Source organism: Chitinispirillales bacterium ANBcel5 (assembly GCA_029688955.1).
Classification (GTDB): Bacteria; Fibrobacterota; Chitinivibrionia; order Chitinivibrionales; family Chitinispirillaceae; genus Cellulosispirillum; species Cellulosispirillum alkaliphilum.
This window is the reverse complement of the sequence record JARUKZ010000005.1, coordinates 122,094-144,179: the sequence shown is the minus strand read 5'-3', so window position 1 is coordinate 144,179 and position 22,086 is coordinate 122,094. Positions and strand designations below refer to the sequence as shown.

16 protein-coding genes are annotated in these 22,086 nt (G+C 36.8%); 9 read left to right on the top strand and 7 right to left on the bottom strand.

The features are described from left to right. Window positions 1-438: 438 nt before the first annotated feature. The 3 genes from ispG (at window position 439) to QA601_04310 (ending at window position 3,054) form a co-directional block, all read left to right on the top strand. Window positions 439-1,503 carry a flavodoxin-dependent (E)-4-hydroxy-3-methylbut-2-enyl-diphosphate synthase gene (ispG, locus tag QA601_04320; GenBank protein ID MDG5814290.1) on the top strand — a complete coding sequence of 355 codons (1,065 nt, stop codon included), beginning with the start codon at window positions 439-441 and terminating at the stop codon, window positions 1,501-1,503. 59 nt (window positions 1,504-1,562) lie between these two features. Continuing rightward, the gene (locus QA601_04315; protein MDG5814289.1) at window positions 1,563-2,606 is read left to right on the top strand and encodes an adenylate/guanylate cyclase domain-containing protein; all 1,044 of its coding nucleotides are present in this window, start codon (window positions 1,563-1,565) and stop codon (window positions 2,604-2,606) included. A 151-nt stretch (window positions 2,607-2,757) separates the two neighbouring features. Further along, window positions 2,758-3,054 (top strand): hypothetical protein, encoded by a 297-nt coding sequence (locus tag QA601_04310; GenBank protein MDG5814288.1) that lies wholly within the window; start codon window positions 2,758-2,760, stop codon window positions 3,052-3,054. Window positions 3,055-3,365: 311 nt separating this feature from the next. On the opposite strand, the gene QA601_04305 is transcribed toward QA601_04310, so the two are convergent. Next, entirely contained in the window at window positions 3,366-5,090 is a 1,725-nt protein-coding gene (locus QA601_04305; protein MDG5814287.1) for a sigma 54-interacting transcriptional regulator, read from the bottom strand. A gap of 280 nt (window positions 5,091-5,370) precedes the next feature. Here QA601_04305 and QA601_04300 point away from each other — a divergent pair, with 280 nt between their 5' ends. Then, window positions 5,371-5,673 carry a DUF1540 domain-containing protein gene (locus QA601_04300; protein MDG5814286.1) on the top strand — a complete coding sequence of 101 codons (303 nt, stop codon included), beginning with the start codon at window positions 5,371-5,373 and terminating at the stop codon, window positions 5,671-5,673. Window positions 5,674-5,995: 322 nt separating this feature from the next. Here QA601_04300 and QA601_04295 read toward each other — a convergent pair whose 3' ends face one another. Then, window positions 5,996-8,830 carry a hypothetical protein gene (locus QA601_04295; GenBank protein MDG5814285.1) on the bottom strand — a complete coding sequence of 945 codons (2,835 nt, stop codon included), beginning with the start codon at window positions 8,828-8,830 and terminating at the stop codon, window positions 5,996-5,998. A 189-nt stretch (window positions 8,831-9,019) separates the two neighbouring features. Between QA601_04295 and QA601_04290 the strand changes: the two genes are divergently transcribed. Next, a complete protein-coding gene (locus QA601_04290) occupies window positions 9,020-9,868 on the top strand; it encodes a TIGR02147 family protein (GenBank protein ID MDG5814284.1) in 849 nt (282 codons plus the stop codon). A 322-nt stretch (window positions 9,869-10,190) separates the two neighbouring features. On the opposite strand, the gene QA601_04285 is transcribed toward QA601_04290, so the two are convergent. From QA601_04285 to QA601_04275, 3 genes are read right to left on the bottom strand one after another with little or no spacing between them, the layout of a single operon-like run. Further along, the gene (locus QA601_04285; GenBank protein ID MDG5814283.1) at window positions 10,191-11,066 is read right to left on the bottom strand and encodes a DUF58 domain-containing protein; all 876 of its coding nucleotides are present in this window, start codon (window positions 11,064-11,066) and stop codon (window positions 10,191-10,193) included. Beyond that, window positions 11,063-12,025, bottom strand: coding sequence for a tetratricopeptide repeat protein (locus QA601_04280; protein MDG5814282.1), 963 nt, complete (start codon window positions 12,023-12,025; stop codon window positions 11,063-11,065). Before QA601_04280 ends, QA601_04285 begins: the two co-directional genes overlap by 4 nt. Continuing rightward, window positions 12,025-13,014: an AAA family ATPase gene (locus tag QA601_04275; protein MDG5814281.1), complete on the bottom strand. Its 990-nt coding sequence runs from the start codon at window positions 13,012-13,014 to the stop codon at window positions 12,025-12,027. Before QA601_04275 ends, QA601_04280 begins: the two co-directional genes overlap by 1 nt. Window positions 13,015-13,358: 344 nt before the next feature. Between QA601_04275 and QA601_04270 the strand changes: the two genes are divergently transcribed. From QA601_04270 to QA601_04260, 3 genes are all read left to right on the top strand, one after another. Further along, a complete protein-coding gene (locus QA601_04270; protein ID MDG5814280.1) occupies window positions 13,359-13,715 on the top strand; it encodes an STAS domain-containing protein in 357 nt (118 codons plus the stop codon). Beyond that, window positions 13,712-14,815 carry a class I mannose-6-phosphate isomerase gene (locus QA601_04265; GenBank protein MDG5814279.1) on the top strand — a complete coding sequence of 368 codons (1,104 nt, stop codon included), beginning with the start codon at window positions 13,712-13,714 and terminating at the stop codon, window positions 14,813-14,815. The genes QA601_04270 and QA601_04265 overlap by 4 nt, the downstream gene beginning before the upstream one ends. A 234-nt stretch (window positions 14,816-15,049) precedes the next feature. Beyond that, window positions 15,050-16,867, top strand: a complete 1,818-nt coding sequence (locus QA601_04260; protein ID MDG5814278.1) for a KamA family radical SAM protein — start codon at window positions 15,050-15,052, stop codon at window positions 16,865-16,867. 130 nt (window positions 16,868-16,997) lie between these two features. Here the strand turns inward: QA601_04260 and QA601_04255 are convergent, their stop codons facing one another. Then, window positions 16,998-19,529 carry a glycogen/starch/alpha-glucan phosphorylase gene (locus tag QA601_04255; GenBank protein MDG5814277.1) on the bottom strand — a complete coding sequence of 844 codons (2,532 nt, stop codon included), beginning with the start codon at window positions 19,527-19,529 and terminating at the stop codon, window positions 16,998-17,000. 353 nt (window positions 19,530-19,882) lie between these two features. Between QA601_04255 and QA601_04250 the strand changes: the two genes are divergently transcribed. Then, a complete protein-coding gene (locus QA601_04250) occupies window positions 19,883-20,758 on the top strand; it encodes an endonuclease/exonuclease/phosphatase family protein (GenBank protein ID MDG5814276.1) in 876 nt (291 codons plus the stop codon). Between the two features lie 205 nt (window positions 20,759-20,963). On the opposite strand, the gene QA601_04245 is transcribed toward QA601_04250, so the two are convergent. After that, window positions 20,964-22,082 carry a hypothetical protein gene (locus QA601_04245; GenBank protein MDG5814275.1) on the bottom strand — a complete coding sequence of 373 codons (1,119 nt, stop codon included), beginning with the start codon at window positions 22,080-22,082 and terminating at the stop codon, window positions 20,964-20,966. Window positions 22,083-22,086: the final 4 nt, after the last annotated feature.

Genomic DNA, 22,086 nt, shown 5'->3' with positions numbered 1-22,086 from the left:
AGAATTAACCTACGGAAAAGACAATCATAAATTATATCTTTTCATACAGCTTTTGAATCTAATTTTGGCTAATATTTTACCCTTGATGATTAAATAACCGCAGGGTAGCAATCCTCTTGTTGTGCTGTAAGCAGTTATACAAAAAAGTTTCAATCCCCACTTCAGATATTTAAGCGCTTTAAATTTAAAGCATCTTTCATCTGCTCTAATGAGCGATAAAAGTTTTGAACACTTAGTTACAAACATATATAATATGGTTCACGAAAAAACCTGTAGCAATCATGTGACCGTAAAAATTTAATTTATTTAATAAAATTGGAGAACCTGAATTTCATTTTCAGGCAATTTTCTGCTCAATAGTCCCCATTATGTATATTAATCTACATTTCTCAATTAGATTATGCGTTTAGCACATCCAGGAGTTGTTTTTACATCAATATGATAAAACGCAAACAAACCCGTGCTGTGCGGGTCAGAGATCTAACAATCGGTGGTGAAAATCCGATAGTGATACAATCTATGACCAATACTTCCGCTCACGATGTGAAGGGAACTGTTGATCAGATAAACAGGCTTACTGCTGCAGGGTGTCAGGTAGTCCGTCTTGCAGTACCTGACAACGCTGCAGTTGAAGCGTTCAGAGCTATTCGAAATCAGGTAGATTGTCCGCTTGTAGCAGATATACATTTTGATTACCGCCTTGCTATCGCCTCCATAAAGGCGGGTGCAGATAAGATAAGAATTAATCCGGGAAATATTGGCGACCATTTGCGGGTGAAGGCTGTTACAGATGAGGCCCAAAAAGCAGCCATACCCATTCGAATTGGAGTTAATTCCGGGTCCCTTGAGAAAAAACTGCTTAAAAAGCATGGGGGAGCCACTGCACAAGCGCTTGTTGAAAGTGCCCTTGGCTATATCGAATTATTTGATAAGTTGAAGTTTAAAAACATTATTCTTTCAATTAAAGCAAGCGATGTGATAACCACAGTGGAAGCCTGCAGCTTGTTATCTGAGGCTTGTGATGTTCCTCAACACATTGGTATAACAGAATCCGGAACGGTTCGAAGCGGAACCATTAAATCTGCTGTAGGCATCGGAAGTCTACTCTCCAGAGGTATTGGAGACACAATCAGAGTCTCTCTTACAGGAGATCCGGTAGAAGAAATATATGTGGCTAAAGAGATATTAAAGTCCCTTGATCTGCATAAGGGGCCGGTAATTATCTCCTGTCCTACATGCGGAAGAACTAATATCGACCTTTCCTCTCTGGCCTCCAGAGTTGAAGATCTTGTACTTAAATTAAATGCTCCCTTGAAAATAGCTGTTATGGGATGTGTGGTCAATGGTCCTGGTGAAGCAAGAGATGCAGATATTGGTGTTGCAGGTGGTAAAGGTGAAGGACTAATATTTTTAAAAGGAAATCCTGTTAAAAAAGTTGCTGAAGAAAACATTATTGAAGAACTTGAAAAAGAGATAAAAAAACATATGCGGAAACAGCCCTAATTACCGTCTGCGCTGAAAAATACCCTTATAAAACACACATACGTTATACAGAGATTTTAATGCGTCCTATCATATTTGATAAAGAAATACCTCAACGTGCAGAGCATCTGGAAAAATTAGACTATGTAGCAATTGTTTCTGCCTTTTCTATTTTTACCCTGATTACCTACACCGGTATAAAGTTATTGGGCCCTCAAATACTACTATTTGCCTACTTCCTCAGTAGCTACTTTTCCTGGAAATACGGAATTAAAAGAGGATTTGCTTTAGCAATAGTCATAAATGTTATCATAGGACTATTAGTTGAAACCAATTCTCATATTGACCTCAATTTCTATCCTGCAGGACTAATTGGTATTTTCACCATTCTTTTAGCTTCTCTGCTTACCGGAATCGTCAGCAATATGTTTGTAAAACTGAAAAATACTGAAGAACTCTATAGAAATGAGCATTCCAAATCTGAACTCCTTCTTAAAAATATTCTTCCCGAAAAGATAGCTTCCCGTCTGAAAAATGGTGAAGTTCTTATTGCGGATAGATATAAAGAATCTACTATCTTGTTCTGCGATATCGTTGGTTTTAGTACAATGGCAAAAAATATGGAACCGCATGCACTCGTAGAAATACTTGATATAATTGTCTCTTCATTTGACTATCTTACCGAGGAGCTAAAGCTTGAAAAAATAAAAACTATCGGTGATGCTTACCTTGTTGTTTCTGGATTGCCGGAGAAAAGAAATGATCATGCACACTGTGTAGCTACTATGGCGCTACGAATGCTCCATAGTGTAGAATCTATTAACAAAAGTCAAAAACTTGAGCTTAAATTAAGAATAGGCATCCACAGCGGACCGGTTGTGGGGGGAGTAATCGGTCAATCAAAATTTACTTTCGATTTATGGGGCGATACAGTAAACCTTGCCTCAAGACTGGAAACATACGGTGTACCTGGGAAAATTCAGGTATCAAAAGAAACTTATGAATTAATTAAAGATAAATTCAATCTCAAATACAGAGGTAAAACCGATCTTAGAAGTTTTGGAATGGTTGATACCTTTTTTCTCGAATCTTGTAAGCAGGAGCACAAGGTATTAAACTTTTAACTGTTATTGTTCTTTAGGTCCCTGAATTTTATTTTCCCCATCTGTTTACTCCTGATCTTAAACCCTACTGTATTGGTACTACTAAAACACCTTTCATTTTTAGTTTATTTCCGCTCTGTTTTTTTGCCTGTTTAGCCCTATAGAGCGCTTTGTGGCCAATGAAGTAAAGGTGCTGGCCAAAAAAGCTGCTACTTCATCGGATGATATAAAATCAAAAATACAAAATGTTCAAACTGCCGTAGGTACTGCTGTTAGTGATGTAGAAACTATTACTGGTATGATTAAAGAGGCAGAAGAGATTGTTACAAGTATCGCTACTTCAATGTCTGAGCAAGCATCTGTCACTCAGGATATCTCCGCAAACATCTCTAAAACCCTTTCCAGTGTTAAAGACGGGGTCGACCATGTACCAAAGATTGGCAATGAAGAAAGCTGGGATTATGGCTAATAACGCGCGCAGACGCACTGTGCGTTCTGCGCGCTTACACCCTACCCATTAAGCCCAGCAGCTTTAATGAGCATATGTGTGCGTAATTCATAAGATAACAACTTTGTATTTTTAAAACACAGCCACGATCTGCCACACTATAACAATAAGTATGCCAATGCGCTCACTTTGCTTTTACAGGCCCATTTGAAGGATTGTGAATAGAAGGCAATCGCAGCGAGTCGCTATTTGCACCGTAACAAAGTTGCATAGTGCGACCAATAGGGGGAGAGGATCATTCAAACAGAGTAAAAACCAAATGCCTGTAATTGTTACCGTTTTATTTTCCCTGATTTAATCTTTCGATACAGGGTGCTTTTATGGATTCCCAGTGCTTGCGCTGTTTGGGTAACATTTCCTTCATGATGGATAAGCATACTTTCTATAATACCTGTTTGCTGATCCTTTAGATTGGTTTTTGAGGAAAGGTATTTTTTTTCTGTCTTCGCTTCTTCAGGGAGTTCGATAGTTTCAATAAGAGAGGATTTGCAGAACACAAATGCATGCTCTAAAATATTTTCCAGTTCCCTTAAATTACCTGGGTAGTTGTACTTGTAGAGTTTTCCCATGCATTCGGGAGTTATCCCTTTTACTTCTTTTTTATAAATTGAATTAAACCGGTTAATAAAGTGATTGCACAGTAGAGGAATATCACACTTTCTATCTCTTAGAGGCGGAAGATGTATCGGAATTACATTAATTCTATAATAAAGATCTTTTCTGAATTCCTCGCTCTTGATTTTTTCCTTTAGATCTGAGTTAGTAGCTGTTATGATTCTAACATCTATCTGAATCGATTCTGTACCACCTAAAGGTTCAATTACCCGCTCCTGAATAACCCGAAGTATCTTGGTTTGCATCATCAGAGGCATATCGCCAATTTCATCAAGAAAAATTGTTCCTCCATTGGCGAGTTCAAATTTCCCTAGTTTATTTTTTTTTGCATCGGTGAAAGCCCCGCTTTTGTACCCAAATAACTCTGAAATTAAAAGTTCTTCCGGAAGAGCACTGCAATTTATAGCAATAAAGGGATTATTTCTTCTGGGGCTTAAATCATGAATTTGTCTTGCTATAAACTCTTTTCCGGTGCCACTCTCTCCGGTTATCAGAACCGTTCCATAGGATTGAGCAATGAGGTGCGTTTTTTCAAGTATCGAACTCATCTCAGAGTCACGACTTTCGGTAAGATATTTATCCTTGTATCTGATATTTACCTTGGTTGAAAGTTCCTGAATAATCAGATCGGCTCTTTCTACTTTTCGACTCACCTTATTGAGATTTCTAAGCTCTGCTTCCTTTTTCGCTGTTACATCCTGAACCTGCGCAACAAAGAGCGTCCCACCTTCCTCTTTGGATCCAAGAGAGGTTACATGCCACTCAAGATACCGTTTACTTCTTTTATTGCTGCTAACTAAAGTGGTCTCTTTTTGAATTGAGCGGTCACCGTTTAGACTATTCATCTCCGAAGCAGTGATTTCCAGCAAATCCTCTATTCTTTTTATCTGCTTTTTATCTTCAAGCATCTGTTTTAGAGCACTGTTTGTCTCTAATACAGTACCGAAGTTATCAAAAAGCGCCATACCCAGGGGAGATTTAGAGAATATGTCCTCAAAGCATTTCTGTGCTCTGTGCAGTTCGGTTACATTCAGTATAACGGAGCGTATTTTTATTATTTTTCGGTCCTTGTAGACCGGTAAGGAGCTTATAAGACAGCGGATTATTTCACCACTTCTGGACAACATTCTATATTCTCTGGGATTTTCAAATTCTTCTTTCAGCGTTCTTTTGAATTCTTCACGACAGCGTTGGGCATCACCGGGATGAACGAATTCATAGCCATAAACCCCTTCTTTTAGCTCCTTTTCTGTTACCCCAAATAAATTCAACCCATTTTTATTTGCGCAAAGGATCTTCATCTCTGTATCCATTTCACAAATAGTCCCGGGAAGAAGCTCACCAAATTCTTCTATAAACGATATTTTTTCTTGTTTAATCACTCTAATCACATACCCTGCTACAGTGTTACTTTCAATTCAAAGATACCACTTTCTGATTGCTTGGATGGGTATAATATAAGTACGCTTTAAACAGCAAACAAGCATCAAAAAATGCAATTGTTACTTAGCAACCCTTGCTTCTGAAGTTTTCTTTCCCTCACAACTGTTCTACGGCTGGTGGGAGTTCTTATGTTTCATAGACTTGCCTCTTTATATCTGATTTGGCATTAGACTTGCTTTGATTACTGCAAGGGGAGAAGAGAATAATCAAGGAGGTACTATGGAAAAAATGGAAATGCCGGCAATTAGTAACTGTGACGCGCAGGAATGTGTGTATAATGATAATGGTAAATGCATAACCTATGCTATCACCGTTGGCAGTGAAAAACCATGTTGCGACACCTTCATGGCTCCGGAAGCTAACATTTCAAAAGGTGGTGTACAGGGAATTTTGGGTTCTGTGGGAGCTTGCCATATGCATGATTGCAAGTTCAACAGCAATCTTGAGTGCTCTGCATCAGCAATAAATGTCACCGTCCCATCTTCGGGATGTCCTGACTGTGCAACGTATCAAAGGAAATAATACAGAATAAAACATTTCCGGCCAGGGTAAATAACTCTCTCTTCTCCCTGTTTCGTTTTAGCACCCCAAATCCATCCTTTTATTGCAATATTAAGGTGTTAACGTCTCTTTTATAGTGCTGTCAGGCACACTACCTAAAAAAGAAACAATATATTTACAATAGCAATTGTGGATAAAGTCAGTAGATAATAAAATTATATCTTATGGTAACGCAGACGGTTTTCAGAGAATCACTTTGTTAGGTAAGTGCGGCCAAAAGAAGCGAAATAGTTATACTAGAGTACTATAGTCCTTGCTATACCAATTATTTGCATACAGGCTTTTATTCATAATATTCCACTCTGATATCATCAAAGGAAACCCTTCCCGATGCATTGTTTTCATTGCTGCCAATCCGATCAAAACCTAGATTACATGAAATATAGTATCTTCCAACTAATCCATCGGGAGTTATCAATCCACAAAAATAGGTCCAGTCATGAGAACCGGTTTCAGGTATAGCTAGTATATGACCGGTTCCGTAAAAGCCAATAGATACGGGAGGCCATTCTGAGCTATCCTGATCGATATTATCCCGCAACACCCAACCACTGACTTTATAGGTTTTAGTTGGTGTGATGTCTATAGGATGTTTCCAAACCGCATGTCCTCCGCCATAAGATACAATACTAACTGTTCGGGAATAAGCGGTTCGCAATCCGTTACGATTATGTCTTAATGACGCAACCCCATTTACCACTGTATCAATCCACCCGTCGATGTTTCCCTCTTGGTCCAACCTATCAAAATTTCCGTTTATATCAAACGCACGCCTTAGCAATACTGCATTTTTGCTATTATCATCATACGTTATTTCTTTTAAAGCAGTGTCTGGATTCAATACAGCCCTGAAATTTATTGTGTTTAGATCAAAGTCACATATGCATATTTCCTTAGAAACACTTATTTCCAACCTTTGCTCCTGCAGTAGCTCATCCAGCGAAATTAAGATCATGGTGTCTAACTCATCCTCTATATAAAAAGAAAGTGGGAATGAATCTACAGCAAAATTAGGGTGATCTTTACTAAATAAACCTTCACTTCTCACTAAAGCCGAATAGTGCATAGCAGTCATATCTGAGCTAAGGTTTGCATCGAAATTCTCCAGTTTAAGATTGAAATCACTCACATCTACTTTCAAAGATTTACTGGTAGTGGCAGTGTCACGATTTGGAACATCATCATTAAGTATAAGGGATGCAGAAATAGTAAAAGGGCTGTTTTTAGCTCTCCAAATCATTGCTTCACCACCAAAGTCACTTGACCATACCAGTACAGAGTCTCCGGATTTTAATTCATTGTAAAAATACCCTGATGGAATCTCATTTCTGTTTATCTCAAATTTTACTTTTGAATGAAAGTTGTTTTCAAAGTCACTTGTGCCATCATTTCTTATCCATGCTCCACACCTTATCCTGTCACCATCAAAAGGAAATTGTGGATCACAGACAACCCTTGATATTTTAAGATCCAGATCAGTAACTTCTATCTCTATTACTTGAACATTATCACTGGTATCAGTTTCGAATACTGAAAGGGAGTTTTTAACAATTAATTTAAGCTCATATGTACCTGGTGATGAGATAATGGCACTTTCTGTTTCAGAAGGATCAAAGGTGAAGGGAATTCTCCTGGCGGGAGAAACTGCATTCAACGATATATCCTTATACCCAATTTGTTTATCATCCAAATATAACGTTACGCTTAAGGTGTCATGATCATGAAGCATCAATGTTTCGTACCCAATTTCGCCACTGGCACCAATTGGTTCTCCAATAATCAAATTTTTTGGTTCAGAAACAAAATCGGCTATGAAATAATTTAAGTCACTTGTAGTTATACTCGTAGTATGACCACAAAATATTCTTCTATTTCCCAAAGAATCATAAACCTCAACGATTATATATTCTTCTCCTGGTCTTGACCGGTTTAAGTACAAAGTATCGGAGAATACAGTAACTGCACTATCAAAATCAATGGCAACAGTATCCATAGCAGACAAAAGGCGTACCTTTTTAAAGGGATGTTTTTCGTTTTCAATAGTGTAAGTAAAACCTGCTGTTCTGTTAACTGTAGGACGTGATATAGATTGACCCGTTGCAGAATCAATCAAAGATGAGGTAAAAGTGCTACGATAAGGCCATGGCGAGCGTACTGAAATTGTATCTTCCTTATTAAAATAAAATATACTCCTTTCACCTCTTTCGTTTACAGCTTCTACTCTGTATTCAAGCTTAACCACTGAAGTATCATCAAGATCCATTTTTATCTCGTTTTCCGTTAAGGAGAACAAAGTATCGGAGAATACAGTATCACGTGAATAACTTTTTACGTGTTCTAATTGATCAGTGCTTTTATTAATGCTATATCGAAATATTTCATAATACGAAATTCGTTCTAAAGCAGGGTTCCAGGAGATTTGTACCACTCCGTTTAAGGAATCGTAACTCAAACCCTTTATCTCAACTGGTGCAATGCTATCAAGTTTTAAATAAATAGTATCCAGTATTCGTTCATTTTTATCCAAAGGAAGAACAATATCATTTAAAAACTGGGTAGTATATCCCGCTCTGTTAGGATTAATTTTTATGTTATATTGAGAGCCTGGGGCAACATTTGTCAGCAGAAAGCTTCCATCCGCTCCAACATTTGAATTCCTGATAGTCCCTAATATATGTACAGTTATTCTTCTAAGGTTTTCCGGAGTGTTATCGTATTCCGGAAATTGAATAACTCCGCCAATAACACCAGGGTTTCTAAGTGTGTCATTTTCAAGACTATGCTTATCAGGTGATATAAAGACTGAATTCTGAAACGCAACAAGTGTATCTTTTCCATTCTTCTGTTTTTCAAAGAAAACGGCGTAAAGACCACTATTGAGTTTCGGTACAACAAATTCTCCTTTTTTGTTTGTTAAGCCGGTATAAATAACGGAATCATTTAAGGTACTACCAATAGTGATATCCGTATCAGGAGCTAAATTACGACCTTCATTCAGATACACCACTACTGTTCTTTCGTTTATGGTCTCACCACCAGCATCAGTGGGAAGATTACATTGTATCAATAATGGTATTAGGCAAAAAACAGTGAAAAATATTGTTCTACTGTATCCCATACATCTCACCTAAAAAAATTTGGAGTAATTAAATATTCTAACAATCTTATAAATATAAATTGTGTTGAAGCATTTAGTTACAATCATTTATAATCCTATTATTTATTTGCCATGCGGGAGTTGTTCATTTATTTTGGAAAAGGTAAAACTTTCTATTGAATTTTTAAAAGGAATGAGAACAGAGCTTTTATGAATGATGAAGTCATAAAACCTGATATCTATAACTATCTGGATTACAGAAAATTTCTTGATGATATTTATAAGTACTACAAATCAGTTAATAGACATTTTTCTTATAGATTCATTGCAAAAAAAACCGGAGCCTCCTCCGCTGGTTGGTTTCCTAATATCGTTAAAGGTAGAATTAATCTCACCAGTATTTATGTTGGTAAGCTTAATAAATTACTAAAGCTTAACGTAGAAGAGCAAGAGTACTTCGAGCTCCTTGTAGCATATAATCAGAGTGGAAGTCATGAAGAAAAAAGTATTTTTTTTAATAAATTAAAATCCCTTCAATACATACAACCTGCGCTTATTCATAAAGAACATCTGGCATATCTTACTAAGTGGTACATTTCTGCTGTCAGAGAGCTTCTCCTTATTTTTCCCTTTAAAGATGATTGTAAGTCTTTATCCGAAATAATCACTCCTCAGCTTGATGAAACTGAAGTCAGGGAGGCTCTGGATGTCCTTAAAAAGATAGGCTTAGTAAGAGCTGATAAATCTGGATATATCAAACCATGTGATTCTATTATTATGAAAGATCCCACGGTAAAAACAAGTTTATGGAAAACATATATGGAGTCTAAAATCAACCTTGGGAAAGATTCAATAAACCTGTTCAATAAGGAAGAGCGGGATATTTCCGAAGTATATATGCCACTATCTAAAAGTGGTTTTGAACAGGCCTGTAAAGAGATCGCTATACTCAGAAAAAAACTTCTTGTTATTTCCGAAAATGACTCAGATCCTGATCGGGTTTATCAATGTTCAGTCCAGATGTTTCCTTTAAGCAGAAGCGTAAAAAAACAAAATTAGCGAGAAAAAGAACAAATCTTATCCTAATCAATAATCTTTTCTTTTTAGTTATGTCTACACTACTTTTATATTTCCTAAACTGGATGCAATAAAATATGTTTATCTCATTATCGAAGAATAACTACTCCCTGGTATTTGAACATGAACCTCAGATTGCCATCAATTTTTTCTATTCCTCAGATAGGGAATTTGGACTCTTAAGGGTAGTTTTATAAATGCCATAGGTTTGGGGTTTTCCCAGGCTCTAAATAGTTTGCCTGTTTACCATCAATGTATGTGAACACAGACTTCAACCACCTGCACCAGCTCTTTTAAAAGATATTCAATGCTTGCGTTCCCTTTTTTTAAAAAACGAAACAAGAGGTTCTATGAAATCCGTTTCTGTTGATACACTGATCTCATCTACCCCCATCGACCTGAAAAGAGAACTAAGCTGCTGTTTTTTATGTTGTTTTTCTTTTTGAAAATGATTTCTTAAATTCGAATCATTTGTATCTATAAGTGTGATTTCACCGGTTTCGGAATCTTCAAGTTCTACAAATCCCAGCGCAGGCAATTGTTCTTCCCGGGGATCTCTGACTGTTACTGCAATGACATCATGATGTCGTGAAATAACCCTCAAGGGTTTTTCAAACGGAGGGGCGATAAAATCTGAAACGAGGAAAACAACAGAAGATTTTGTTTGAACCCTGTTTAAAAATGATAGTGCCTGTGCTATATCAGTTCCTTTTTTTTCCGGCTCAAAGTAAAGAAGTTCTCTAATGACTCGTAATACATGATTTCTTCCTTTTTTTGGTGGTATGAAGCGCTCAACACCACTGGAGAAAATTACAAGACCTACTCGGTCATTATTTTTAATGGCCGAAAAAGCAATAAGGGCACACAATTCTACTGCCATCTCTCCTTTGAGTTTGTTAACAGATCCAAAATTTCCCGAAGCTGATGCATCAACCACAAGCATTACCGTTAGTTCTCGTTCTTCAATATGCTTTTTTACATATGGTTCACCAATTCGAGCAGTAACATTCCAATCGATATTTCTTATATCATCTCCTTCAGCATATGCTCTTACCTCGGAGAATTCCATCCCTCTTCCTTTAAAAGCACTGTGGTATTCTCCGGAGAGGATTGAATTTACAATGCTTTTAGTTTTTATTTCAATATGACGAACTTTTTGAATTATCTCTTTTGGTATCATTTGGACCTGCTCTTGATATCAGATATATTTTGCTTAAGAAGCGCAAGATGTAATTTTTTCTCTTTTGTTTTTACTTTCAACGTTATATTGATCACAATCAAAAAAACTGCTACTATACCTGAGGCTATCAAGTAATTTTGGTACTCTAAAACCTGCATCTTCAGTGCTTGTTCCCTTTGTTTTTGTAGTAACATGTTTTTATAGTTTTTTTTGATGTGATTTACCGTTTCCTGATCGGCCTTGCCATTTTGAATGAGTCCGTATTTTTGCTGATAAAGACGCAGGGATCTTATAAGGTCTTCTCCATTAAAACCAAAAAGTCTCAACATTTCCAGAAGTTCAGATCGCATATATCTGGTTTGTTCCCTTGCAATCTGCAGAAAGTCATGATTTCCAAGATATGACTTTCCAAAAGGATATTGCTCTGCAAGCCGATTATATGTTTTTATTGCCCTCTCATAGTTGTTAGCAGATTGATAGAAAAATGCTATTTCAAACAGCGCGTCATCAGCTACGTCACTATCTGGATAAGATGCTAAAATTGTATCCATTTTTTCGAGCATTTTCTCATGATTTCCAAGTTGCCTGTGAGTTTTACCAACCCATAAAATATACCTTGGTTTTTCTTCTACCGACTCAGCATGAGAAAAGGCTTTTAAAGCCATAGTATAATCTCCACTTTGAAAAAACCTCATTCCTGACTCAAAGTATACTTCAGGTGGATCTTTACCTCTACCAATTAAAAGTTCCTGATTTTGTAATTTTACTTTGGGTGAAGAAGCTGCTTTTCTGTTTTCAACCCTTTGAGCCTGTATTTTGTTATATTCACCTTCATCAACATAAAGAATTCCCTTTTTTTCATCATAAATAAGTCTTTTTCCAATTTCAGATGATAAATTAGAAGCAACTGTAACATTGAAAAGCAGTACAGAAAATAACAGTAGAAGCTCCTTTTTCATCAGGGCACTTCCACACTGTCGAATATCTTTTGCACTATCTGCTCGGAAGTAATATTTTCTGCTTCAGCTTCATAGGTAACCAACACCCTGTGACGCAACACATCCATACCAATCGATTTGACATCTTCCGGAGTTACATACCCACGTCCCCGTATGAATGCATGTGCCCGTGCCGCTCTGCAGAGAAAAAGCGTCGCTCTTGGAGAGGCACCATAAGCAATAAGTTCTTTAAGATCATCAAGCTGACACTGGGCAGGTTCTCTTGATGCGTAGACAATATTAACTATATACTCCTCAACCCTTGGATCCATATAAATTTCGTTAACAAGCTCACGTGAAGCCAACAGTTTATCAACGGTCACAATTTTCTGCGCTTCAGGAACCGGCCCTGTAGACATACGTGATAAAATTTCTTTTTCTTCCTCTTTGGTGGGATATACTATTCTCAGTTTGAGCATAAAACGGTCAACCTGAGCTTCCGGAAGGGGATAGGTTCCCTCCTGTTCTATTGGATTTTGGGTTGCAAGTACCAAAAAAGGTTCTTTAAGAGCATAGGTTTCATCTCCTATCGTTACCTGGCGCTCCTGCATAGCTTCAAGTAGAGCACTTTGTACTTTAGCTGGAGCACGGTTAATTTCATCTGCGAGGATAATATTAGAAAAAAGCGGTCCTTTTTTTGGTACAAATTCCCCGGTTTTTTGATTATAAACCATTGTTCCTAAAATATCTGCAGGCAAAAGATCCGGGGTAAACTGTATTCTTTTGAAATCAGTATCTACTATTTTAGCCAGAGTTGAAATTGAAAGCGTTTTTGCAAGCCCGGGAACGCCTTCAAGAAGGATGTGTCCTTTGGTCAAAAGCCCAATTAATAACCGGTCCACCATCTTTGATTGACCCACTATTACTTTTCCCATTTCTGATTTCATTTCTGAAACAAAACTGCTCTCTTCTTTAATTCGTTCGTTAAGACCTGAAATGTCCACGCTCATACTTGCTCCTTTAGGAGAGATCATACTGTATAAAGATTGATTTTTTTACCACATTAATGATACTATTAAAACAAATGCAAGAATATGGTCTATAACATATAAAATAAGCTTTTTACCCATATGGTTCAAAATTTGTGAATACATCTAAAGTTATTAAATCTGTTATTTTTCTATTGTTTGCACAAAAGATACTCAAAATGTTCTTCAAAAAACATACTATTCGGCACATCTTTTGCAGGTCTGAATTGAAAAAACAGTTCGACCCACGACATAAAGATGTAATAGAAGTAGATTTCGAGGAGATTAACTAAATATTAACTACTCTTTCCGGGGGACTTTTAAACGTGGAACTTTCAATTACTTCTATCGCAGACTTCAAAGTCATAAAACCAGTTGGTCGAATTGACTGGGAAAATGCTCGTGTTTTGGATAAGGAAATTTCTGCTGTAATCGACGATGGTTTCAGTCAGATTGTTTTTAATCTGGAAGAGGTTTCTTTTATCTGTAGTGGTGGAATAGGTGCCCTGGTTTATAATCTCAATAAAGTTAAAAAAATGGGCGGCGGTATCTATATAATCTCCAACAGTGAATACATCAATTTCCTGTTTGAGACTTTAAAATTCGACATTATCTTTGAAGGGTTCCTTTTTAAAACATTTGAACAGTTTTCCGAAAAGATTTTGGACAAAATACCATCATGACAGACATACTAACCGAACCGCTTCTTTTTGAACCAATTTTCAAAGAGAAGGTCTGGGGAGGTAGTATGCTTCAAAAGTACCTTAATAAACAATTCGATCCCACTGTCCCTATTGGCGAATCCTGGGAAATTTGCGGACATGGAAACGATCAATCCATAATTACTAAAGGTTACGTTAAAGGAACCAGTTTACACGATCTGCACTTAAAGTTTCCTACCTCTCTTGCCGGAGCTAATATTTTAAGTCGCTCATTTCCTCTTTTAATCAAATTTCTCGATGCTCATCAAGACTTATCTGTTCAGGTTCACCCTGATGACCACCAGGTAAAACAGAAAGGGTGGGGGGAATTTGGTAAAACAGAGTGTTGGTATATCGTAAATGCTAAAAAAAATGCCGAAATTATCGCAGGATTCAACAGAAATGTCACCAAAAAAGAAATTAAAGATGCTGTTATTTCAAAAACACTCGATAAGCTGTTGAATTTTATACCTGTAAGTTCCGGTGATGTATTATTTATACCTGCAGGAACGGTTCATGCTATTCTTGGTGAAACTCTTATTTATGAAGTTCAGGAGACTTCTGACATTACCCTTCGATTATATGACTGGGGTCGAAAGGGTCTGGATGGTACTTCAAGAAAACTGCATCTTGAGGAAGCACTGGAAGTAATAGATACCTCATGCAATAACAATTTTAAAATTCCCCCCGTTACCTACCATCAAAATGGTGTTAAACACAGTTTTAGATGTGCATGCAGGTATTTTGCTCTCGAACAATATTTTTTTGAGAAAAACACTACCATAAAACTACAACCCAAAAAATCTTTTCGTATTATAACTGTTTTGCAAAACAGTGCTCAGCTCTTTTACCCCTCTGGAAAACTTAAGGTCCAAAAGGGGCAATCTGTTCTAATTCCTGCACAGCTTAAGAATCTTGAAACCTATGCCACAGAGGGTAGTAATTTACTGCTTGCATCAGTTCCCGATATAGTTGAAGAAGTTATTAGTCCCTTACTCGCAAAAGGATTTTCAACATGGGATATTGCTGATCTTGGTGGATGCCACCAAGCTAATGATCTGATCGATTTTTTGAACATGTAATGATTATCCTCTTATTCAAATAAAGTCACCTCCCCCGATTATTGTTTTCCTACTACTCATTATAGTATATTAATGGATTGGTTCTTCAGCATTTTTTTACCATCTGCGTAAGATCATTCGACTGCTGATTTCAGCTATAATTTATGAACCTATCCATTATTACATATTTTATATATCAACAAGCTGTTTGAGCCTAAATTTTCCTTTGCAACATTTTACTTTGGAGTGTATTCCATGATCTCAACTTCATCACTGATGGATTCTTCAAAAGAACAGCTTCTTGAAACACTATGGGCCAGTGATAAAAAAATTCATGAACACCTTTGTAAGGCCAAAGATATCAACAATGCAAGAGACATGGTCTTAAAGTATCTTGATGAAGTCGAACATCACTACTTTCATATTTTTTCCCCAAGATACAGAACGCTTTACCACATAATTGAGCGTAATAACGCAAAAGATTGTATCAGAATATTCAAAAACATCATTCGCACCGAAAACGAACAACTCACATCCTCTTCAGCACTCGAATTACTTTTCAAACTCGCCCAACAAGATTCAGATGCACTTAAAGAGTGCCATAAAGGTTTTATTTGCGAATTCATCTTCCTGTTTAGAGGCATCAATGGAAAGACTGAAATACTTACCAGAGCAAATGTAAGTGCTACAGTTCTTAAAAAGAAAGATGCTTTAAACCGCTCCCATCATCTTGATCGTTACTCCGACAGTATGACCAGTGCTTTTAAAAAATTCAGATGCGGTACCGATAAAGAGGTGAAAAAATCTATATCTTCCACCAAAACAAAAATCCTTTCCTTTTTTGGTGCTACTGAAAATGATTGGAATGACTATAAGTGGCATCTCTCCAATATCATAAGAGACAAAGAAATTCTGGAAAAATTGGTCACTCTTACTGAAGATGAAAAGGTTGGAATGCAGGAAGCTCAGCTCTGCGACATTTCTGTACAGATAACACCCTACTATCTCTCTTTGTTTCTTGATGGTGAGCTCAAAAAATATGATGATGCTATACGAGCCCAGGTTATTCCTACAAAAACCTACTGTCGAAAAGTAAAAGAAAATAAAGAAAAAGGCATTGACCACGATTTTATGGGCGAAAAATCAACCAGCCCTGTTCCATGCGTAACCAGAAGATATCCTCAGATCGTTATACTCAAACCCTACGATTCATGCCCTCAGATTTGTGTATACTGTCAGAGAAACTGGGAAATAACCAATATAGACAGCGCCTCTGTTTCAAAAGAAAACGTTGATAATGCCATAGAATGGATCAGTAAAACTAAATCCATAACCGAAGTTCTGGTTACCGGAGGGGATCCCCTTACTCTTGAGGATGAAAGACTCGATGAAATTTTATATAAAGTTTCTGAAATAAAACATGTGGAAAGAATCAGAATAGGTACCAGAACTATAGTTACTCTCCCAATGCGAATCACCCCAAATCTTATTTCCATACTTAAAAAGTATCATCAGTGGGGGAAAAGAGAAGTCTCAATTATGACTCATGTTGAACATGCTATGGAGATTACTGATGAAGTTCTTGATGCTGTGAGACTTATTAAAGAAGCTGGTATGAATATCTATAACCAGCAGGTTTTCACGTATCATAACAGTCGTAGATTCGAATCATGCTTTTTGAGAAAAATAATTAAGGTAAGCGGAATAGACCCATACTACTCTTTTAACACTAAAGGCAAAGAGGAAACAATAGATTACAGAGTGCCTATATCAAGAATTGAGCAAGAAAGAAAAGAGGAAGCTCGGCTATTACCCGGACTACAACGCACAGATGAACCAGTTTTTAATGTACCTAAACTTGGTAAAAGTCATCTCAGAGCAGTGCAGGATCATGAACCTATTATGATTTTACCTGATGGAAAAAGAGTTTACAGGTTTTATCCCTGGGAATCAAAACTTGCTCTTGCCGATGACTACCTCTATACTGATACTTCTATCTATGAGTACCTTGAAAGACTAAAAAGTGATGGGGAAAATATTGATGAGTATCAGTCCATGTGGTATTATTTTTAAAATCCGTATTGTTCAATCAGTTTAGTTCAGGATATAAGCTCCTAATCTTTCGATTAGGAGCTTTTTTATTTCAACACCATAAAAAAAGGGGCTAATAAAACCTGCCCCTTTTATCAAATTATTAAACTATTTATTTTCTACCATCAAGTTTTACATCTACAGGTTCGACATGCCATATATCGTTAGCATAATCACTAATTGAACGGTCCGATGAAAATTTACCCATACTTGCTACATTAAGGATAGATTTTCTGGTCCATGTTTTCTGATCATCTCTGTATACTCTTGCTACTTCTTCCTGACACTTCACATAGGCATCAAAATCTGCCATTATCATGTATTTATCACCATGGTGAAGAATACTTTCATAGATTGGAGCAAATAGGTGAGGATCTTCAGGAGAGAAAAATCCACTTGAAATCAGTCCCATAACTCTTTGGAGATCAGGGCTGTTATTATGATAATCCCAAGGGTTGTAGCCTTCGGTTTTAAGTTTTTCTACTTCATTTGTACGAAGACCAAATATGAACATATTCTCTTCACCCATCTCTTCACACATCTCAACATTTGCACCATCCATAGTCCCGATGGTTAATGCACCGTTGAGGGCAAATTTCATATTACCAGTTCCACTTGCTTCGGTTCCCGCGGTTGAGATCTGTTCTGATAAATCGGCGGCAGGAATCACGTATTCAGCAAGTGATACTCTGTAGTTAGGAAGGAAATGTACCTCAAGAAGTCCTCTTGCTTCGGGATCATGGTTTATCACTGACGCTACATCATTTATAAATTTTATTATCAGTTTCGCCATATAATATCCCGGAGCTGCTTTTCCTGCAAACATAACAGTTCTTGGAACAAAGCTTTCTGTTTTGCCATCTTTAATCTGTTGATACAGATGAATACAGTGAAGAATATTTAACAGCTGACGCTTATATTCATGTATTCTTTTTACCTGCACATCAAACATCATATTGGGATCAATTCTGAGTCCTTCCCATTTACGCAGCTTCTCTACAAATCTGTCTTTACTGTTTTGTTTTGCTTTTCTCCATGCTTCATGAAACTCAGGATCATCAGCATACGATTCAAGCTTTCGTAATTGTTTAAGATCAGTTACCCAACCATCACCGATTCGCTTTGAAATAAGATCACGAAGAGAAGGATTAGATTTATATAACCAGCGTCGCTGTGTAATCCCGTTTGTTTTATTATTAAACTTTGCAGGCCATAGTTCATGAAAATCCTTAACCAGTCCGCTTGTAAGAAGTTTGGTATGTAAGGCAGATACTCCATTAACTGAGTGACTTCCTACTATGCCAAGATAGGCCATTCTAACCTGTTGCTCAGCGCCCTCTTCGATGATAGACATTCTTGCCATACGATCCGTATCCCCGGGAAATTTATACGAAACCTGACGTAAAAAGCGATGGTTTATCTCGTAAATAATTTCCATTAGACGCGGCAGTAAGTGCTTCATCAGTCCCACCGACCACTTTTCAAGCGCTTCTGGCATGAGTGTATGATTGGTATAAGCAAAGGTACGTGTAACAATATCCCAGGCTTCATCCCAGCCAAGCTTGTGTTCATCAAGAAGAAGTCGCATAAGTTCAACAATAGAAATAGCTGGATGAGTATCATTCAGTTGAATAGATACTTTTTCGGGAAATTTGGTGAAATCACTATTAGATTGAAGAAATCTTCTTATTATGTCCTGCAGTGAAGCAGAGGAGAAAAAGTACTGTTGTTTTAACCGAAGTTCCCGTCCAGAGATATTATTATCATTTGGATAAAGAACTTTAGAGATATTTTCGCTGTTGAGTTTATCCTGACATGCCCCAATGTAATCTCCGTTATTGAAAAATTGAAGATTAAATTCCTCTGCACTCCGGGCTGACCACAGTCGTAATGTATTTACGTTATTTACTCCATACCCCGGTATCGGCATATCGTAGGGAAGAGCAATGACATCCTCGGTATCTATCCAATTAACCTGAAGATGACCATTTGGTTCCCGGTAATACATAACCTTTCCGTAATACTTTATAGTCACTTTATACTCTGGACGCTCAATCTCCCAGGGATTTCTAAGCTGTAACCACTGCTCTGGAGTTTCGTGTTGATAGCCATCCTGAATTTTCTGATTAAAAATTCCAAAATCATAACGTATTCCATAACCGACTGAGGGAAGCCTAAGAGTAGCCATGGAATCGAGGTAACAGGCAGCAAGTCTTCCAAGACCACCATTACCTAATCCAGCGTCATGTTCCTGATCAAGTAGTTCTTCAATATTCAGATCTAAATCCTTCATGGCTTTTTCACAGGATTCCGTGAGCTGAAGATTCATAATATTATCACCAAGAAGTCGTCCCATTAAAAATTCCATGGAAAGGTAATAAACCCTCTTCACATTATCTCCATGATACTTTTGACGACTCTTTATCCACCGTTCTATAATCCGCTCTCTGACTGAGTAACATAAGCTCAAAAACTCATCATAGGTATTCACAGAATAGCGATCTTTGGCAATGCTGTACTCAAGATTGTTTAAAAAGGCACTACGGATATCTTCTGCAGTCATTCCCTTAAACCTGATATCCCAATCATGAATCGACTTTTTTTCTTTAGAGTTTTTGATACTTCCCGATATTTTTTCTACCATGCAATCCCCTCAAAAGTTTTAGTTAAACAGTGTAACTAAATCGCTGATAAATGTACCTGAAAATGAGTAAAAGGGAAAAAATAAGCTTAATTAAATATAATGCATTCCTTTAGGAAAATCGAACCTAACACCCTGTTCAAAAAATAATTTCTCTTAAACATCCTTTTTTTATAAATTCGATAACTTAAAATGTACCTGAAACTTTCAGGCCAAAGTTATCCTTTAATCCTCGTAATAAAAAAACTCAATTTTACATTTTTACCTGCAATTTTTCAAGCCTTAAAACTAATTATCCGGTCCATGAAATGTAACCATAGTCACCGTAATCTCTACCGCACAGATAATAAAAACCTATGATTAATACCATATATTCTAAATTTAACAACAATCCCAAACCTGCTATTCAAGGAATTGATCTTAATGTAATGAGCTTCAATATCAGATATGGAACAGCTAAGGATGGAAAAAATAGCTGGTCTCATAGAAGAGAGCTTGTGATGAACATTCTTAAAGACAATCATTGGGATATAATTGGACTTCAGGAAGCTCTGAATTTTCAGCTTGAAGAAATCAGAAAAGAGATGCATAAATATGGTTCTTCAGGCTTGGGGAGAGATGATGGGAAAGACTCAGGCGAACACTCTTCGATCCTCTACAGAACAGATCGATTCAAAATAGCAAAATCCGGTACTTTTTGGTTCTCAACTACTCCAAGTGTTCCCGGGTCAAAAGATTGGGGAGCCAAGATGCCAAGAATCTGTTCGTGGGTACAATTTATCGAAAAAGAGACAAAAAAAAACTTTCTCGTCTATAATGTTCATTTAGACCACCGTTCTTCTCAGTCCAGGTGGAAAAGCATGGAGCTACTAAGCAAACATATAGAAATTCATTCAAAAAATAAAATCCCTGTAATCGTAATGGGTGATTTTAATGTGGGAGAGAATAACCCCATAATCAGATATATGAAGGGTGAAAATGTAAGGTTTGGAAACAAAGAAAGAAATATGATTAATCCTTACCCTCTAAATGATTCATTTAGATCTGTTCATAAAAAAGCCTCAGGTACTACTTTTCATATGTTCTGGGGAAACAAATTTGGCCCTAAACTTGATTATATTTTCACATCAAAAAACAGCACTATTATAGAGTCTGTTATTAACAGGATCAGTTATAAGGGAAAATATCCCTCGGATCATTACCCTGTTGCTTCAAAAGTTATTCTTAAGTAAGAGTATTGTTTAGTACGCTCATTCTAATTATTTCTATATATCATTAGTTTTTAGTAGCTACAAGCTTCTTTTTTCTTTTTTCACAAAATAGTATTACATCTATCCATACTTCCACAGACCTGCTATAGTCATATCGTACCTGCACCATTTTTTATTCGATTAAAGAAAGTGGTGATAGAGGAGAGTTTCAGTAGAAATAACAATGTCACCTAACCTTCAACCACTCTGTAGCTGCTATGTTATTAGAATTATCTGTTACTACAAATCTGGCATACAGAGTCTCATTTGCTCTAAATGTCCCTGTCGAGTCTTTCCCATCCCAATAAACTACTGAAGGAGGAATTGAGCCACCAGAAAACATTCTAACTGCCTGAGCCCTAACAGAGGGTCTTTCAGAGATAGCTAATACCCAATTTTTAACACCACTGCCTCCCTTATCACTTGCAGACAAACCAAAATAGAAACCGGCTACAGAATCTCTTCTTACTTCTATATCGATTAAAGGTGCTTTTCTATCCTTATTTTTAGTAGGATTAACATAAAATGATCCTACATATCTGTCTTTTTCTGAAACCACATACCCTGTCCGTATACCAGTCACCAAATTTCTGTAATCTAAATAAAAAGATGCTGTGATACTAAATTCTGTGGAATATTCTGATCTGCTGTTTCTTACTAGATAAAAACCCGAAGAAACTGATAGTGGAAAATTCATGGATAAGTAAGACAAGCACAAATACAGCCCTGGGTTTGAGAAGTTATCCACATTTTTAAGAAACGGGCCACTTTCAATAAACAGACTTTGGTTTAAAAAGTTGATTGGACCAGTGAAACGAAGAAAAAGTGAGGGATTGGTTTCTAAAAATGGCTCATACACATAAACATTTTTATAAATAAGAGAAATAGAATATTCATTTAAAATAGTTGCCAGCGCTAAATCTAAAGCAAGGGAAGTATTACCATTTAAGTCATAATAAATACTAAAAGCAGAACCTATTAAAAAGTTGTTTTCTTTGTGATTGAATCCTGATATAATTCTGTGTGTACCAACATCTTTTAAATATTCATACCCTACTGAGTAGCCTTTATTTTCAAAGGATTTAGATAATGCACCTCTTAAATTCCACTCATTTTCAGAGATATATTCAATTTCAAGGATTGTTGGTATTCCTTTTTGGAGAGATATCTTTGAGGGATCATAAAAAACAGTAGGTGAACTGGGATAATAGGTGAAGTTTTTAACAGAAGTTGCATAACATGTGGATAACATGTTAATTACAAGGAAAATCAAAAGATATACACTTTTTACACCTACATTTTTCACAACT

Coding starts and splice junctions, on each gene's coding strand:
- ispG (MDG5814290.1), top strand. CDS start 439: ATGATAAAACGCAAACAAACCCGTGCTGTGCGGGTCAGAGATCTAACA.
- QA601_04315 (MDG5814289.1), top strand. CDS start 1,563: ATGCGTCCTATCATATTTGATAAAGAAATACCTCAACGTGCAGAGCAT.
- QA601_04300 (MDG5814286.1), top strand. CDS start 5,371: ATGGAAAAAATGGAAATGCCGGCAATTAGTAACTGTGACGCGCAGGAA.
- QA601_04295 (MDG5814285.1), bottom strand. CDS start 8,830: ATGGGATACAGTAGAACAATATTTTTCACTGTTTTTTGCCTAATACCA.
- QA601_04290 (MDG5814284.1), top strand. CDS start 9,020: ATGAATGATGAAGTCATAAAACCTGATATCTATAACTATCTGGATTAC.
- QA601_04285 (MDG5814283.1), bottom strand. CDS start 11,066: ATGATACCAAAAGAGATAATTCAAAAAGTTCGTCATATTGAAATAAAA.
- QA601_04280 (MDG5814282.1), bottom strand. CDS start 12,025: ATGAAAAAGGAGCTTCTACTGTTATTTTCTGTACTGCTTTTCAATGTT.
- QA601_04275 (MDG5814281.1), bottom strand. CDS start 13,014: ATGAGCGTGGACATTTCAGGTCTTAACGAACGAATTAAAGAAGAGAGC.
- QA601_04265 (MDG5814279.1), top strand. CDS start 13,712: ATGACAGACATACTAACCGAACCGCTTCTTTTTGAACCAATTTTCAAA.
- QA601_04260 (MDG5814278.1), top strand. CDS start 15,050: ATGATCTCAACTTCATCACTGATGGATTCTTCAAAAGAACAGCTTCTT.
- QA601_04255 (MDG5814277.1), bottom strand. CDS start 19,529: ATGGTAGAAAAAATATCGGGAAGTATCAAAAACTCTAAAGAAAAAAAG.
- QA601_04250 (MDG5814276.1), top strand. CDS start 19,883: ATGATTAATACCATATATTCTAAATTTAACAACAATCCCAAACCTGCT.